At 64.5% G+C, this 13,750-nt stretch carries 18 protein-coding genes; 15 read left to right on the plus strand and 3 right to left on the minus strand.

Features of this window, described 5'->3' with window-relative positions; all coding sequences use genetic code 11:
- Positions 1-5 precede the first annotated feature (5 nt).
- From hisI to tatC, 8 genes are all read left to right on the plus strand, one after another.
- Positions 6-395: a phosphoribosyl-AMP cyclohydrolase gene (gene hisI / locus FVQ98_RS04410; RefSeq protein WP_147912230.1), complete on the plus strand. Its 390-nt coding sequence runs from the start codon at positions 6-8 to the stop codon at positions 393-395.
- Positions 396-402: 7 nt separating this feature from the next.
- Positions 403-771, plus strand: coding sequence for a phosphoribosyl-ATP diphosphatase (locus FVQ98_RS04415; RefSeq protein ID WP_147912231.1), 369 nt, complete (start codon positions 403-405; stop codon positions 769-771).
- A 27-nt stretch (positions 772-798) separates the two neighbouring features.
- The gene (locus FVQ98_RS04420) at positions 799-1,203 is read left to right on the plus strand and encodes a DUF4870 family protein (protein ID WP_147912232.1); all 405 of its coding nucleotides are present in this window, start codon (positions 799-801) and stop codon (positions 1,201-1,203) included.
- Positions 1,196-2,257: a patatin-like phospholipase family protein gene (locus tag FVQ98_RS04425; RefSeq protein WP_147912233.1), complete on the plus strand. Its 1,062-nt coding sequence runs from the start codon at positions 1,196-1,198 to the stop codon at positions 2,255-2,257. The genes FVQ98_RS04420 and FVQ98_RS04425 overlap by 8 nt, the downstream gene beginning before the upstream one ends.
- The gene (locus FVQ98_RS04430) at positions 2,254-2,646 is read left to right on the plus strand and encodes a histidine triad nucleotide-binding protein (RefSeq protein WP_147912234.1); all 393 of its coding nucleotides are present in this window, start codon (positions 2,254-2,256) and stop codon (positions 2,644-2,646) included. The genes FVQ98_RS04425 and FVQ98_RS04430 overlap by 4 nt, the downstream gene beginning before the upstream one ends.
- A gap of 96 nt (positions 2,647-2,742) precedes the next feature.
- Positions 2,743-2,973, plus strand: a complete 231-nt coding sequence (tatA, locus tag FVQ98_RS04435; protein ID WP_147912235.1) for a Sec-independent protein translocase subunit TatA — start codon at positions 2,743-2,745, stop codon at positions 2,971-2,973.
- Between the two features lie 76 nt (positions 2,974-3,049).
- A complete protein-coding gene (tatB, locus tag FVQ98_RS04440) occupies positions 3,050-3,547 on the plus strand; it encodes a Sec-independent protein translocase protein TatB (RefSeq protein ID WP_147912236.1) in 498 nt (165 codons plus the stop codon).
- A 91-nt stretch (positions 3,548-3,638) separates the two neighbouring features.
- A complete protein-coding gene (gene tatC / locus FVQ98_RS04445; protein ID WP_147912237.1) occupies positions 3,639-4,448 on the plus strand; it encodes a twin-arginine translocase subunit TatC in 810 nt (269 codons plus the stop codon).
- A 270-nt stretch (positions 4,449-4,718) separates the two neighbouring features.
- Here the strand turns inward: tatC and FVQ98_RS04450 are convergent, their stop codons facing one another.
- Both FVQ98_RS04450 and FVQ98_RS04455 read right to left on the minus strand, forming a co-directional pair.
- The gene (locus tag FVQ98_RS04450; protein ID WP_147912238.1) at positions 4,719-5,870 is read right to left on the minus strand and encodes a trypsin-like peptidase domain-containing protein; all 1,152 of its coding nucleotides are present in this window, start codon (positions 5,868-5,870) and stop codon (positions 4,719-4,721) included.
- A gap of 94 nt (positions 5,871-5,964) precedes the next feature.
- A complete protein-coding gene (locus FVQ98_RS04455) occupies positions 5,965-6,741 on the minus strand; it encodes a hypothetical protein (RefSeq protein WP_147912239.1) in 777 nt (258 codons plus the stop codon).
- 272 nt (positions 6,742-7,013) lie between these two features.
- On the opposite strand from FVQ98_RS04455, the gene FVQ98_RS04460 reads away from it, so the two are divergent.
- Genes FVQ98_RS04460 through pdxA form a run of 3 tightly spaced genes read left to right on the plus strand, consistent with a single transcriptional unit; the run spans position 7,014 to position 9,524 of the window.
- On the plus strand, positions 7,014-7,775 hold the full coding sequence (locus tag FVQ98_RS04460; RefSeq protein WP_147912240.1) for a Nif3-like dinuclear metal center hexameric protein: 762 nt from the start codon (positions 7,014-7,016) through the stop codon (positions 7,773-7,775).
- A gap of 39 nt (positions 7,776-7,814) precedes the next feature.
- Positions 7,815-8,423: a hypothetical protein gene (locus FVQ98_RS04465; protein ID WP_147912241.1), complete on the plus strand. Its 609-nt coding sequence runs from the start codon at positions 7,815-7,817 to the stop codon at positions 8,421-8,423.
- 54 nt (positions 8,424-8,477) lie between these two features.
- Complete coding sequence (gene pdxA, locus FVQ98_RS04470; RefSeq protein WP_147912242.1) at positions 8,478-9,524, plus strand: 4-hydroxythreonine-4-phosphate dehydrogenase PdxA; 1,047 nt, start codon at positions 8,478-8,480, stop codon at positions 9,522-9,524.
- 70 nt (positions 9,525-9,594) lie between these two features.
- Here pdxA and mscL read toward each other — a convergent pair whose 3' ends face one another.
- Positions 9,595-10,008, minus strand: coding sequence for a large conductance mechanosensitive channel protein MscL (mscL, locus tag FVQ98_RS04475; RefSeq protein WP_147912243.1), 414 nt, complete (start codon positions 10,006-10,008; stop codon positions 9,595-9,597).
- A gap of 153 nt (positions 10,009-10,161) precedes the next feature.
- Here mscL and petA point away from each other — a divergent pair, with 153 nt between their 5' ends.
- The 4 genes from petA (at position 10,162) to FVQ98_RS04495 (ending at position 13,747) form a co-directional block, all read left to right on the plus strand.
- A complete protein-coding gene (petA, locus tag FVQ98_RS04480; RefSeq protein WP_147912244.1) occupies positions 10,162-10,788 on the plus strand; it encodes a ubiquinol-cytochrome c reductase iron-sulfur subunit in 627 nt (208 codons plus the stop codon).
- Between the two features lie 9 nt (positions 10,789-10,797).
- Positions 10,798-12,243, plus strand: a complete 1,446-nt coding sequence (locus FVQ98_RS04485) for a cytochrome b (RefSeq protein WP_147912245.1) — start codon at positions 10,798-10,800, stop codon at positions 12,241-12,243.
- Positions 12,244-12,263: 20 nt separating this feature from the next.
- A complete protein-coding gene (locus FVQ98_RS04490) occupies positions 12,264-13,031 on the plus strand; it encodes a cytochrome c1 (RefSeq protein ID WP_147912246.1) in 768 nt (255 codons plus the stop codon).
- A gap of 104 nt (positions 13,032-13,135) precedes the next feature.
- Positions 13,136-13,747 (plus strand): glutathione S-transferase N-terminal domain-containing protein, encoded by a 612-nt coding sequence (locus tag FVQ98_RS04495; protein WP_147912247.1) that lies wholly within the window; start codon positions 13,136-13,138, stop codon positions 13,745-13,747.
- Positions 13,748-13,750: the final 3 nt, after the last annotated feature.

The following is a 13,750-nucleotide window of genomic DNA, read 5'->3' on the forward strand; positions in this document are numbered from 1 at the left end:
AGCGCATGGACTGGCTGGAACAAGTGAAATGGGACGCGCAGGGCCTGGTGCCCGTGATCGCGCAGGAGCAAGGCACGGGCGACGTGCTGATGTTCGCCTGGATGAACCGCGAGGCGCTGGCCAAGACGGCCGAACTGGGCCGCGCGGTGTACTTCAGCCGCTCGCGCGCCAAGCTCTGGTTCAAGGGTGAAGAATCGGGCCACGTGCAGACCGTGCACGAAATCCGCATCGACTGCGACAACGACGTGGTGTTGCTCAAGGTCACGCAGTTGGGCCACGACCCCGGCATCGCCTGCCACACCGGGCGCCACAGCTGTTTCTACAGCGTGCTGAAGGACGGGCAGTGGCAGAGCGTCGAGCCTGTATTGAAAAACCCGGAATCGATCTACAAATAAGCACCGTATGTCCTCTGACGACACCCTGGCACGCCTGACGGCCGTGATCGAAAGCCGCCGGCCTGAAGCGGGCGGCGACCCCGAGAAAAGCTACGTCGCCCGCCTGCTGCACAAGGGGCCGGACGCCTTTCTGAAGAAGATCGGCGAAGAAGCCACCGAGGTGGTGATGGCCGCCAAGGACGCTGACCACGGCGGCCCGCGCGACAAGGTGGTGGCCGAGATGGCCGACCTGTGGTTCCACGGCATGGTGGCGCTGGCGCACTACGGCTGCAGCGCCGCCGACGTGGTGGCGGAACTTGCGCGCCGCGAGGGACTCAGTGGCATCGAAGAGAAAGCGCTGCGCAAGGTGCGCGAGCGTGAAGCCAATGGCGGTTGATCCCGCACCCGAAGAAGGAGTGCCTGCATGACCAACAAAGACATCATCGACGTGGAGCCCGTGCGCAGCGTGAGCGACGCGAAGGCCGATTCCCTTAAAACCTGGGGCTGGGTCAGCTACATCCTGCACTTGATCGTGGCCGTGGCCGCCGTGGTGCCTGGCGCGCAGGTCAGCATCGCGCTGCTGATCATTGCCCTGGTGATGGACCTGGTGAAGAAGGACGACGCTGCCGGCACCTGGCAGGAAAGCCACTTCAAGTGGCGCATCAGCACCGTCATCTGGGCTGGCGTGTTGTACGTGCTGACCTTCCCGCTGTTCCTGCTGTTGTATCTGCCGGGCGCGATCGCCTGGGCCATCATCTCGATCTGGTTCCTCTACCGCATCGTCAAAGGCATGGTGCGCATGAACGCCAACCGCCCGGTCGATGCCTGAAGCGAGCGAGGCGGCGACGCCGGACGCCGCGCGCGTCGTCAACCTGGCGCTGCAGGGCGGGGGCTCCCACGGCGCCTTCACCTGGGGCGTGCTGGACGCGCTGCTGGAGGACGGGCGCATCGACTTTGAAGGCGCCAGCGGCGCCAGCGCCGGCGCGATGAACGCCGCCGTGCTGGCCCACGGCTTGGCGCGCGCACAAGCCGACGGCCTGCGCGGGCACGACAAGAAAGAGGCGGCACGGCTCGCGTTGTCGCGCTTCTGGGGCGGTGTGGGCCTGATGGGCGGTTTCATGGCGGGCGTGCCTTTGCCGGCGGCGCAGGCCATTGGCAACTGGTTCAGCCAATGGCTGTCGCCCTACCAGACCAACCCGCTTGGCCTGAATCCTCTGCGCAACCTGCTGGAGCGCGAGATCGATTTCGAGTTGCTGGCGCGCCAGCGTCAGCTCAAGGTGTTTGTCGCCGCTACCAACGTGCGCACCGGGCGCGGCGAAGTGTTCAGCGGCAAGCGCCTGTCCTGCTCCGCGCTGATGGCGTCGGCCTGCCTGCCCACGCTGTTCCAGGCGGTCGAGATCGATGGCGAGTACTACTGGGACGGCGGCTATTCCGGCAACCCGGCGATCTACCCGCTGATCTACGAGACCGCCAGCGCCGACGTGATCCTGGTGCAGATCAACCCGATCGAGACACCTTTCAAGCCAGGCGTCAGCGCCGGCGAGATCATGGAGCGCGTCAACGAAATCACGTTCAACGCGCCTTTGCTCGCCGAGATGCGCGCCATCGAATTCGTGTCGCGCCTGCTGGCTGAAGGCAAGCTCGACGACGATCGCTACAAGGACGTGCGCTTGCACCGCGTCGACGGCGGCGCGGCCTTGGCTGAGTTTGGCGCGACCAGCAAGGCGCGCGCCGACACTTCGTTTTTGCGACGCCTGTTCGACCTGGGTCGTACCGCAGGTCAGGACTGGCTGGCGCAGCACTTCAAGGACCTGGGCGTGCGCGCCAGCGTCGAAAAAGTTGGTCATACTCAGGGCAAGCCCAAACCCGTTGCCGAACCATGAACACCGCAGTTGCCCCGGCGCACGACGCGCAGCACAACGACCCGAATTGCATCTTCTGCAAGATCATTGCGGGCCAAATCCCGTCCAAGAAGGTGTACGAAGACGACGAACTGTTCGCGTTCCACGACATCGCGCCCTGGGCGCCGGTGCATTTTCTGATCGTGCCCAAGCGGCACATCCCATCGATGGCGCAGGTTGGCCCGGAGCAGGAGCGCCTTTTGGGGCGCATCATGACGCTGGCGCCCAGACTTGCCGTCGAACAGGGTTGCAACCCGTATCCCGATGGCGGCTTCCGGATCGTGGTCAACACGGGCGCCGAAGGCGGGCAGGAAGTGCACCACCTGCATGTTCACGTCATGGGCGGCCCCCGCCCTTGGCTCAAGGGCTGATCCGGCGCGCGGTGAGGGGCGGCGAGGGAACCGCTGCGGCGCCCGGCCGTCTAAAATCAAGGTTATCGCGCCGAGCGTGGCGCAAGGAGAAGCATCATGGGTTCGTTTTCCATCTGGCATTGGCTGATCGTTCTGCTCATCGTGGTCATGATTTTTGGCACGAAGAAGCTCAAGAACATGGGCACCGACCTGGGCGGCGCCGTCAAGGGTTTCAAGGACGGCATGAAGGATGGCGCTTCTGACGCCGAGACGCCTGCTGGTCAGGTGGCCAACAACCCTTCGGCCAGCAAGGAAACCATCGACGTCCAGGCCAAGGAAAAGAGCTGAAAGACCTGCTCTTTCGACAGCGTGATCGGCGTGCTCCTGGGCGCGCCGTTGCACTTTCGTTCTGCGGCTGCGCCAAATGATTGACCTGGGTATTTCCAAGATGGCCTTGATCGGCGCCGTGGCGCTGATCGTCATCGGCCCCGAAAAGCTGCCGCGCGTGGCCCGCACAGTGGGCACCTTGCTGGGCAAGGCGCAGCGCTACGTGTCCGACGTCAAGGCCGAGGTCAACCGGGCGATGGACCTGGACGAGCTCAAGAAGATGAAGGAATCGGTGGAAGAGGCTGGCCGCGAGGTCGAAAAAGGCATCTACACCACCAAGGCCGACTTCGAGAAAGACTGGAGCGACGCCACGGCCGGGTTGGACGGGAGCGGGAGTTCTTCCGCCGACAGCGCCAACAGCATCGGCAATGGCTGGACGCCGCCCCCGCCCGAATACCGCCACCCGGCCAAGAACTGGCGCCTCAAGCGTGGCGCCACGCCCCAGTGGTACAAGGCGCGCCAGGGCGTGCGCCGGCAAGTGCAGTCGGGCGCGGCGCGTGTCGCCCGCTACCGCCCGCGCAAGCCGGGCGCGTGACGCCCTCGCGACCAGCCGCCAGTCCCCCGGACACCGGGCGGCCTGCAACTGAGGATCCGGCGCGCCCCCGTCGGCGACAATCGCACTTCCCATGACCGATCCGAATTCCAAGCCCGCCCCCGAAGACGAACTGGCCGGCACCGAGCAGCCCTTCGTCGCGCACCTCATGGAGCTGCGCGACCGCCTGATCAAGGCGCTGGTCGCCGTCGGCGTGGTGGCGGGCGTGCTGGCGCTGTACCCCGGACCGGGCCAGCTGTACGACCTGCTGGCCGCCCCGTTGGTGGCGCACCTGCCGGCAGGCGCCACGATGATCGCCACCTCGGTCATCTCGCCTTTCATGGTTCCGCTGAAGATCCTGCTGATGGCGGCGTTTCTGATCGCGCTGCCCGTCGTGCTGTACCAGGTGTGGGCCTTCGTCGCGCCGGGCCTGTATTCGCACGAAAAGAAGATGGTGCTGCCGCTGGTCGTGTCCAGCACGCTGCTGTTCTTCGCAGGGGTCGCGTTCTGCTATTTCCTGGTGTTCGGCAAGGTGTTTGCCTTCATCCAGAGCTTTGCGCCCAAGAGCATCACGGCGGCACCTGACATCGAGGCCTACCTGGGCTTCGTGATGACCATGTTCCTGGCTTTCGGCTTGGCGTTTGAGGTGCCGATCGCGGTGGTCGTGCTGGCGCGCATCGGCGTGGTCACCATCGACCAGCTCAAGCAGTTCCGCGGCTACTTCATCGTCCTGGCCTTTGTCATCGCCGCCATCGTCACCCCGCCCGACGTGGTGTCGCAACTGGCCCTGGCCATCCCGATGTGCCTGCTGTACGAGGTGGGCATCTGGGCGGCCAAACTCTTCATCAAGCACACCAAGGCGCCGGATGAAGAGGGCGAGTCCACCGAAGTGGCCAAGTCCTGAGCGGACGCGACGCGGCGCGACCGCATTGAGGGTGGTTTCTGGCGTGGGCCATACAACCACCTGCGCGATCAGCTATTAAAAATAGAGCGTTCAGGCGTCTTGGCGCGCCACACGTTTCGCGGCCGACCGTTCGAACCTGCGCGGCTTCTGCCATCCAACGCGGTTCAAGACCCACCCATCCCTCAAGAAGAATCGGCTGCCAGCCGTTAGCTCATGGGCGCTGGCTGCTCCTGAAAGCGCAGCGCGCGTGTGCCCAGCGCGCGGGTCGGGTCAGCGCTGCTGCATGCGCGGCGGCCGCGGCCGCTGGTTCGGCGTGATCTGCAGTTCCAGTTGCTCGCCACGGCGCTGGATCTGGAAGGGCGCAGCGACGCCGGGGGCCAGGCCGGCGATGCGCGTCAGCAGCTCGGACACGGTGCGCACCGGCTCGCCCTGGACCTGCGTGATGACGTCGCCCGGACGCATGCCGCCACCGGCCGCCGGGCCGCTGTTGAGCACACCGGTGACGATGACGCCTTGTTCCGTGGTGATGCCGAAAGTCTGCGCCAGCTCGGGCGTCAGCTCGTTGGGCTCCACCCCGATCCAGCCGCGCACGACCTGGCCGTTCTTGACGATGCTTTCCATCACCTGCTTGGCCGTGCTGACGGGAATGGCGAAGCCGATGCCCATGCTGCCGCCCGAGCGCGAATAGATGGCGGTGTTGATGCCCATCAGGTTGCCGGTGATGTCGGTCAGCGCGCCGCCCGAATTGCCGGGGTTGATGGCGGCGTCGGTCTGGATGAAGTTCTCGAACGTGTTGATGCCCAACTGGTTGCGCCCGAGCGCGCTGACGATGCCGCTGGTGACCGTCTGGCCGACGCCAAAGGGGTTGCCGATGGCCAGCACCTGATCGCCGACCTGCAGCGCGTCCGAGTTGCCCAGCGTCATGACCGGCAGCTTGTCCAAGTTGATCTTGAGCACGGCCAGATCGCTCTCCGGGTCGGTGCCGATCACCTTGCCGGTGGTGCGGCGCGCGTCTTGCAGCACGACTTCAATCGCATCGGCGCCTTCGACCACGTGGTTGTTGGTCAGCACGTAGCCTTCGGGGCTCATGATCACGCCGGAGCCCAGGCCGGACTGCTGCTGCTCGGCCTGATCGCCGAAGAAGAAGCGAAACCACGGGTCGTTGCTGCGCGGCCCGCGCGCGCTGGTGCTGGTGTTGATGCTGACCACCGCCGGTGCGGCCTTGCGCACCGCGCCGCTCAGGCTGCCGGGGGCGAGGGCGCCTGCCGGGGTGCTGGGCGCCTCGACGATGGACACGGTGCCGGTGGTCCCGGGCACTGCGGCGCCCTTGCTCAGCCACTGCGGCTTGAGAGTGGTGACGACGAAATAGGCGGCCAGCAGCACGGTCACCACTTGCGCGAACAAAAGCCAGAGTCTTCTCATGGAGCGAATTGTGCGGTATCCACAAAAAAGCCAGCCGCAGGGGCTGGCTTTCAGGCAGCGCCGCACGCAGCAGCGCTGGCTGGGCGATCGCGGTTTAGCGGAAGCCAGTCGTGTTGATCAACTGCTGGTCGAGCTGCACAACGCCCTTGGCGTCCACGTTCAAGCGGCGCAGGAGCATGCCTGTGCCGTGCTGCACCCAGTCGTGCTGCACCGTGCCGTCGCCGGGATAGCGCGAGAATTTGCAGGCCAGCAGGTTGCCGGCCGGCACCGCGATCGTCTCCTGGCCGACGTAGGTGTGGCGCGTACTGCCGTTCAGGATGATCGGCTTGGTCACTTCGTTCTCGGTCACCAGAGCCTTGCCGTTGATCGGCGAGTCGTACTGCTGGCCGGGCACCAGCGGCGTGTAGTCCTTGTCGACCATGGCAGGCGAGAAGTCCGCGACGAAGCGGTACTGAGGCGGCTGGTCGGCGTCTGTGCCGTATTTCTCGGAGCTGGCGGTGCCGTGGTAGCTGCGGCTGTTGTCGCTGTTCCAGTCGTAATACTCTTCCATCGCGTCGTACGAGATGTCGCCCTGCACGTTGACCGGCGCGCTGTAGGTGCTGCGGCCGGCGGCGCGCGAGCGCACCACGGTCTTGCCTTCGTACTGCGTCACTTCGTTGATCGTCAGCACCTCGTGGCGCACCGCGGCCGTGCCATTCGCCCAGTTCACCTGGTAATTGCTCGTGGCTGTGGCCAGCGTAGTCGGCGGCACGCATTCAGACGACAGCGGGACATGCGGCTTTTCATCGTCGCCGCCGCCACAGGCGACAAGGGTGGCGGCGCACAGCGCGGTCAGGGTCAGCTTGGCAAGGCTGCTGAAGTGAAGGCTCATGGAATTTTTCTCTCGAAAGTGTGTGAAAAGCTGAGAACGTCTTCGTGGCGGGCGGGTGCATTCACCCATCAGCCCGGGCCGGGCCCTCCCCGTGGCCGACCGCAGCGAAGCTGCTCGCGCTAAGCACCATAGCGCCGCTGGCAACGTTTGTCACGGCTGTTCACAGTTTGGTTGTATGGACCGGACACTTCTCACACAGTTCGCTTCGGTCAGAATCGGACGCTGGTCGGCAAGCGCCGGCGCGGTTATGGATATACAGGTAAACGTTTTTTATGACGACGCAACGCGAGGCCCTGCTGGCCGCCTTCACTACCGAAATGCAGCCCGAGCGGTTCAAGGACTACGGGCCCAACGGGCTGCAGGTGGAGGGTAAGGATGACATCGCCAAACTGGTGAGCGGCGTGACGGCCAGCCGCGCGCTGATCGATGCGGCCATTGAGACAAAAGCCGACGCCATCTTCGTGCACCACGGCTTGTTCTGGCGCGGCCAGGATGGCACGGTTACGGGCTGGATGAAGGAACGCATCAAGCGCCTGCTGGCGCACGATATCAACCTTTTCGCCTACCACCTGCCGCTGGACGCGCACCCCACGCTGGGCAACAACGCGCAATTGGGCCAACGCCTGGGCCTGACGGCGGTGCGTCGCTTCGGCGACCAGGACCTGGGCTTTCTCGGCCAGCGCATCGACGGCGAGGTGTTTGCCGACGCCGATGTGCTGCAGTGGCAGCTGGAGCACGTGCTGAACAAGCCCGTGGTGAAGGTGGGGCAAGCGCGAGCAGCTATCGAAAAGGTAGCTTGGTGCACCGGCGGTGCACAGGGCTTCTTTGAGGGCGCCATCGCGGCCGGGGCGCAGGCTTTCATCACCGGGGAGATTTCCGAGCCGCAGGCGCACCTGGCGCGCGAGTGCGGCGTGGTGTTCTACGCCTGCGGCCACCACGCGACCGAGCGCTACGGCGCGCCGGCCATGGCGGCGCATGTTGCGGACAAGCTGGGCATCGCGCACGAATTCATCGAGATTGACAACCCGGCCTAAGGTGGTCGCCGTTCACATCCCCACCCCCCAACCCACGCCATGGGCACCCAAATCCACCTGAGCGATACCGGCGCGCCGCTGCGCTGGCCCCGTGAATGCGCGCAATGCGGCGCCAAGGATGAGCGGCTGGTCGGCGTGCCGGTTGGCATTGCGCGTGAGAAGACGCACCTGAAAGACCTGGCGCTGCAACGGCTGGTCTTCGAGTCGGCGACGCTGACCTACCCCGTGTGCGAGCGCCACGCAGGCGGCGTGCGCCTGGCGAGTTGGCTGACGCGCAAGTCGCCGCTGCCAGCCTTGCTGCGTGGTGTGGCGTGGGTATTTGGGCCGCTGGCGCTGCTGACGGGCGCCATGGCGGTAGGCTTGGGCGTGCTGCGGCTGCTGGGGCGGGTGCCCGCGCCGGCTGGGGTGTCGCCCGACTTGCCGCTGTTCTTTGTTGCCTGGTCGGTTTTGGCGGCAGCGCTGCTGATTGGGGTACTGTGGGCCCGGCGCCATGTGCCGTTGCGGCTGGTGCGCTTCAAGGACGACGGGCTGACGCTGCGCTTTTCCAGCGCTGCCTACGCGCGGCGCTTTGTTCGGGCCAACCCTGACGTCGCACGCAGCGCTGAATCAGATTGCCTGGACCGGACGCGTAACGTCAGTAGGTGTTGATTGCAATGATATTGATAGCTGCTCGCGCAGATACTTATAGGGCTGGAGCCTGATTTGCCTTCAAATCCCCCTATCGCCATCACCCTGGGCGACCCGGCAGGCATCGGGCCGGAAATCATCGCCAAGGCCTTTCGCGACGCGCCGGACGTGCTGCGCGGCTGCTTCGTCGCGGGCGATGTGGCCAGCGTGCGGCGCGGCGCCCAGGCGCTGCAGGTAGACGGCCGCCCGGCGCTGCCGGTGGCCGAACTGAAAGCGCCCAATGAGGCGTGGACGGCACCCCCGCGCTGCGTGCCCGTGCTGCAGGTCGTGCCGGCGCAGGCGCTGGTGCCGGTGGGCCGGGTCAGCGCGCAGGCCGGGCGCATCGCGGGTGACTGCGTGTTGTGGGCGGCGCGCGCGGCCTTGCGCGGCGAGGTGGGCGCCCTCGTCACCGCGCCCCTGCACAAGGAAGCGCTGACGGCGGCCGGCGCGCCCTACGGCGCCTTTCCCGGTCACACCGAACTGCTGCAGGCCGAGGCGGCGGGGCAGCGCGGTGTGCCGGTGGCCGAAATGCCGGTGCGCATGATGCTGGCCAACGATGAGTTGCGCACGGTGCTGGTGAGCATCCATGTGTCGCTGCGCGGGGCGCTTGAAAGCGTGACCGCGCGCAACATCCTGCAAACCCTGCGGATCACCCACGAAAGTGTTGGTGCAGCGCTACGGAAACCGCCGCGCATCGCGGTCGCAGGGCTGAATCCGCATGCTGGCGAAGGGGGCCTGTTCGGGCGCGAGGAGATCGAGCAGATCGCTCCCGCCATTGCCGCAGCGCGCGCCGAAGGCATCGACGCGCACGGCCCGTTCGCGCCCGACACGGTCTTCATGCGCGCACGCAGTACGCCTGAGCGCCCTGGTGAATTCGACGTGGTCGTCGCGATGTACCACGACCAGGGCTTGATCCCGGTCAAGTATTTGGGGGTGGAGCAGGGCGTGAACGTGACGCTGGGCTTGCCCTTCGTGCGCACCAGCCCCGACCACGGCACCGCATTCGATATCGCGGGCTCTGGCCGCGCCAGCGCGGAAAGCCTGCTTGCAGCGGTGCGCATGGCCCGCACGCTTTCGGAATGAAAAACGCCCGCGGCGCGAACCCGGCGGGCGCAAGAAGCTACCAAATCGGTAGCTAATACGATAGGCGGTATCAGCGCTTCAGGCTATCGCGGATCTCGCGCAGCAGTTGAACTTCTTCCGGTGGCGCTTCGGGTGCGGGCGCCGGCTCTTCCTTCTTCAGGCGGTTGATCTGCTTGACCATCATGAAGATGATGAAGGCGAGCAGGATGAAGTTCACCAGGATGGTGATGAAGTTGCCGTAAGCGAAGACCGCACCTGCCTTCTTCGCCTCTTCCAGGCTCAGGCCAGCCGCCTGACCGGCCAGAGGAATGTAGTAGCTGGAGAAGTCCAAGCCACCGATCAGTTTGCCGACGATTGGCATGACCAGATCGCCGACGATCGAGTCGACGATCTTGCCGAACGCGCCGCCGATGATCACGCCGATCGCCAAGTCCATGGCATTGCCCTTGACGGCGAACTCTCGAAACTCTTGCATCATGCCCATGTGTATACCCCTCCGTGGGTGGTTGTTGACGGTCGCCAGTATTGCCATGCGTTGATCCCTGTCAACCGGCGAGCATGCCCGTCGGTACCCCTGTTTCGCTCCGCTACAATCCTTGGTTGATTCGAGCACAAGAAACACCCGCAGAGGACCGCCATGAGCGACGCAACGTCCAGCACCTTCACTCCCGCGCCCCTAGACAGCAGTAAGCGTACTTGGTTGATCGCCTCGAGTTGCGCCGGCGCTGCCGGCGCCGTGGCATTGGCCACGCCCTTCGTGAGCAGCTTCAGCCCTTCCGAGAAAGCCAAGGCCGCCGGTGCGGCCGTTGAGGTCGACATTGCCGCGCTCAAGCCCGGCGAGAAGATGACCGTCGAATGGCGGGGCAAGCCGGTGTGGATCCTGCGCCGCACGCCCGAGCAGATGGCCACGCTGAAGAAGACCGACTCCGAAGTCGCCGACCCGAATTCGGACCGCACGGCCTTCCCGACGCCGGAATACGCCAAGAACGAAGCCCGCTCGCGCACCGACCATCCCGAATTGCTGGTGGTGGTGGGGATCTGCACGCACCTGGGTTGCTCGCCGGTGGACAAGTTCCAGACCGGTGCGCAGCCCTCGCTGCCCGACAACTGGGAAGGCGGCTTCTTCTGCCCCTGCCACGGCTCCACCTTTGACCTGGCGGGCCGCGTGTTCAAGAACAAGCCGGCGCCGGACAATCTGGAAGTGCCGCCTTACATGTATCTCGCAGACACCAAGCTGCTGATCGGCGAAGACAAGAAGGCATAAGAGGCGGTCATGGCTGAATTCAAGGAAATCTCCCCGAACGCGCCGCTCGGCGCGAAGCTGCACAACTGGTTCGACAACCGGTTCCCGACGGCGTTTGCGGAATACCGCAAGCATATGTCGGAGTACTACGCACCGAAGAACTTCAACTTCTGGTACTTCTTTGGCTCGCTGGCGCTGCTCGTGCTGGTGATCCAGATCGTGACCGGCATCTTCCTGGTGATGCACTACAAGCCGGACGCCGCCAAGGCCTTCGAGTCGGTCGAGTACATCATGCGCGACGTGCCGGGCGGCTGGTTCATCCGCTACATGCACTCGACGGGCGCATCGGCGTTCTTCATCGTCGTGTACCTGCACATGTTCCGCGGGCTGTTGTACGGCAGCTACCGCAAGCCGCGCGAGCTGGTCTGGGTCTTTGGCTGCGCCATCTTCCTGTGCCTGATGGCCGAAGCCTTCATGGGCTACCTGCTGCCCTGGGGCCAGATGTCGTACTGGGGCGCCCAGGTGATCGTGAACCTGTTCTCTGCCATCCCGTTCGTGGGGCCCGATTTGGCGCTGCTGATCCGCGGCGACTACGTGGTGGGCGACGCGACGTTGAACCGCTTCTTTAGCTTCCACGTGATCGCCGTGCCGCTGGTGCTGATCGGCTTGGTGGTGGCGCACTTGCTGGCGCTGCACGATGTGGGTTCGAACAACCCCGATGGCATCGAGATCAAGAAAGGCCCGAAGGGCAACCGCTGGTCGCCCGATGCGCCGGCCGATGGCATTCCGTTCCACCCCTACTACTCGGTGCACGACATCGTGGGCGTCAGCGTCTTCCTGATGCTGTTCTTCGCAGTGGTGTTCTTCGGCCCCGAGATGGGCGGCTACTTCCTTGAGTACAACAACTTCATTCCAGCCGACCCGCTGGTGACGCCGCCGCACATCGCGCCGGTCTGGTACTTCACGCCGTTCTACTCGATGCTGCGCGCGACGACCGACACCATGGTCAACGTGCTGTGCGTGATCATCGCTGCCGCCGTGATCTTCGGCTTCCTGAAGTGCAAGTGCTCGATGGCGCTGAAGGTCGCCGCCGCCGTGGCCGGTCTGGTTGCGATTTTCCTGCTTAAGACCTTCGACGCCAAGTTCTGGGGCGTGGTCGTGATGGGTGGCGCCGTGATCATCCTGTTCTTCCTGCCCTGGCTGGACCGCAGCCCCGCGCGCTCGATCCGCTACCGTCCGGATTGGCACAAGACGCTGTACGGCATCTTCGTGGTGTGGTTCATCGTGCTGATGGTGTTGGGCATCATGGTGCCCGGCCCGATCTTCAGCCACGCCTCGCTGGCCTGGTTGACCAACGAACTGGTGGCGATGATCGGCACGCTGTTCTACTTCGGGTTCTTCCTGCTCATGCCGTGGTGGAGCCAGTTGGGTGAGCCCAAGCCGGTGCCGGACCGTGTGACGTTCAAGCCGCACTGAAGAGCCACGAGAGAACCACTATGACAATCTGGAAAAAACTGGTCCTGGGCGTTGCGCTCGGCATGGGTGTGCTGGTTGGCTCGCACGCGGCGACCGGCGGTATCGCGTGGGACAAGGCGCCCGTCAAGACCAACGACCTGAGCTCGCTGCAAAACGGTGCCAAGCTGTTCGTCAACTACTGTCTGAACTGCCATTCGGCCGCGTTCATGCGCTTCAATCGGCTGCAGGACATCGGGCTGACCGAGCAGCAGATCAAGGACAACCTGCTGTTCACCACCGAGAAGGTGGGTGACACCATGCGCTCGGCCATCGACCCGCACCAAGCCAAGGCGTGGTTTGGAGCCAATCCGCCGGACCTGACGCTGATCGCCCGTTCACGCGCGGGGGCGGGTGGCAGCGGCGCGGACTACATCTACACGCTGCTGCGCAGCTACTACCGCGATCCGTCCAAACCGACCGGCTGGAACAACCTTGCATTCCCCAACATTGGCATGCCCAACCCGTTGTGGCAGTTGCAGGGTGATCGCAAGCCGATCTTCGAGACGCGCGAGGAGCATGGCCATGAGGTGCATGCCTTTACCGGTCGTTGGGAGCAGGTGACGCCGGGCACCATGACGCCGCTGCAGTTCGACCAGAACGTCGGCGACTTGGTGAACTATCTGCAGTGGATGGGCGAGCCGGCGCAGAACAAGCGTGTCAAGATCGGCGTGTGGGTCATGCTGTTCCTGCTGGTCTTCACGTTCATCGCCTGGCGCCTGAACGCCGCCTACTGGAAAGACGTCAAGTAAGCTGACGCAAAGACGACCGGCGTTTTTTGGCCGGGTGCATACGGAGTGGGGGTTTGCCGTCGATGGCGACCTGCCCACTCCGTTGGTTTTAAGGAGTCTCCAACATGATGGTGCTGTATTCAGGAACGACTTGCCCGTTTTCGCATCGTTGCCGCTTCGTGCTGTTCGAAAAAGGCATGGATTTCGAGATCCGTGATGTCGACCTCTACAACAAGCCCGAAGACATCGCGGTGATGAACCCCTATGGTCAGGTGCCTATCCTGGTCGAGCGAGACCTCATTCTGTACGAGTCGAACATCATCAATGAATACATTGACGAGCGCTTCCCGCATCCGCAACTGATGCCTGGGGATCCAGTCGACCGCGCGCGCGTGCGCCTGTTTCTGCTCAACTTCGAAAAAGAGCTGTTCACGCACGTCAGCACGCTGGAAAACCGCGCGACCAAGTCGAACGAGAAAGCGCTGGAAAAAGCCCGCAGCAACATCCGCGATCGCCTGACCCAGATGGCTCCGGTGTTCCTGAAGAACAAGTTCATCCTGGGTGACAATTTCTCGATGCTGGACGTCGCGCTCGCTCCGTTGCTGTGGCGCCTGGACTATTACGGCATCGACCTGTCGCGCAATGCGGCGCCGCTGTTGAAGTACGCTGAGCGCATCTTCTCGCGCCCTGCCTACATCGAAGCGCTGACACCCTCTGAAAAGGTGATGCGCAAGTAAGTC

It is taken from the genome of Ottowia flava, assembly GCF_008017535.1.
GTDB lineage: Bacteria > Pseudomonadota > Gammaproteobacteria > Burkholderiales > Burkholderiaceae_C > Ottowia > Ottowia flava.

Bases quoted from the DNA above. Each gene is read 5' to 3' on its own strand.
- FVQ98_RS04420 (WP_147912232.1), top strand. From the start codon at position 799: ATGACCAACAAAGACATCATCGACGTGGAGCCCGTGCGCAGCGTGAGC.
- FVQ98_RS04465 (WP_147912241.1), top strand. From the start codon at position 7,815: ATGGGCACCCAAATCCACCTGAGCGATACCGGCGCGCCGCTGCGCTGG.
- tatB (WP_147912236.1), top strand. From the start codon at position 3,050: ATGATTGACCTGGGTATTTCCAAGATGGCCTTGATCGGCGCCGTGGCG.
- FVQ98_RS04430 (WP_147912234.1), top strand. From the start codon at position 2,254: ATGAACACCGCAGTTGCCCCGGCGCACGACGCGCAGCACAACGACCCG.
- tatA (WP_147912235.1), top strand. From the start codon at position 2,743: ATGGGTTCGTTTTCCATCTGGCATTGGCTGATCGTTCTGCTCATCGTG.
- FVQ98_RS04450 (WP_147912238.1), bottom strand. From the start codon at position 5,870: ATGAGAAGACTCTGGCTTTTGTTCGCGCAAGTGGTGACCGTGCTGCTG.
- FVQ98_RS04485 (WP_147912245.1), top strand. From the start codon at position 10,798: ATGGCTGAATTCAAGGAAATCTCCCCGAACGCGCCGCTCGGCGCGAAG.
- FVQ98_RS04460 (WP_147912240.1), top strand. From the start codon at position 7,014: ATGACGACGCAACGCGAGGCCCTGCTGGCCGCCTTCACTACCGAAATG.
- FVQ98_RS04490 (WP_147912246.1), top strand. From the start codon at position 12,264: ATGACAATCTGGAAAAAACTGGTCCTGGGCGTTGCGCTCGGCATGGGT.
- hisI (WP_147912230.1), top strand. From the start codon at position 6: ATGGACTGGCTGGAACAAGTGAAATGGGACGCGCAGGGCCTGGTGCCC.
- FVQ98_RS04495 (WP_147912247.1), top strand. From the start codon at position 13,136: ATGATGGTGCTGTATTCAGGAACGACTTGCCCGTTTTCGCATCGTTGC.
- FVQ98_RS04455 (WP_147912239.1), bottom strand. From the start codon at position 6,741: ATGAGCCTTCACTTCAGCAGCCTTGCCAAGCTGACCCTGACCGCGCTG.
- petA (WP_147912244.1), top strand. From the start codon at position 10,162: ATGAGCGACGCAACGTCCAGCACCTTCACTCCCGCGCCCCTAGACAGC.
- FVQ98_RS04415 (WP_147912231.1), top strand. From the start codon at position 403: ATGTCCTCTGACGACACCCTGGCACGCCTGACGGCCGTGATCGAAAGC.
- FVQ98_RS04425 (WP_147912233.1), top strand. From the start codon at position 1,196: ATGCCTGAAGCGAGCGAGGCGGCGACGCCGGACGCCGCGCGCGTCGTC.
- mscL (WP_147912243.1), bottom strand. From the start codon at position 10,008: ATGGGCATGATGCAAGAGTTTCGAGAGTTCGCCGTCAAGGGCAATGCC.
- tatC (WP_147912237.1), top strand. From the start codon at position 3,639: ATGACCGATCCGAATTCCAAGCCCGCCCCCGAAGACGAACTGGCCGGC.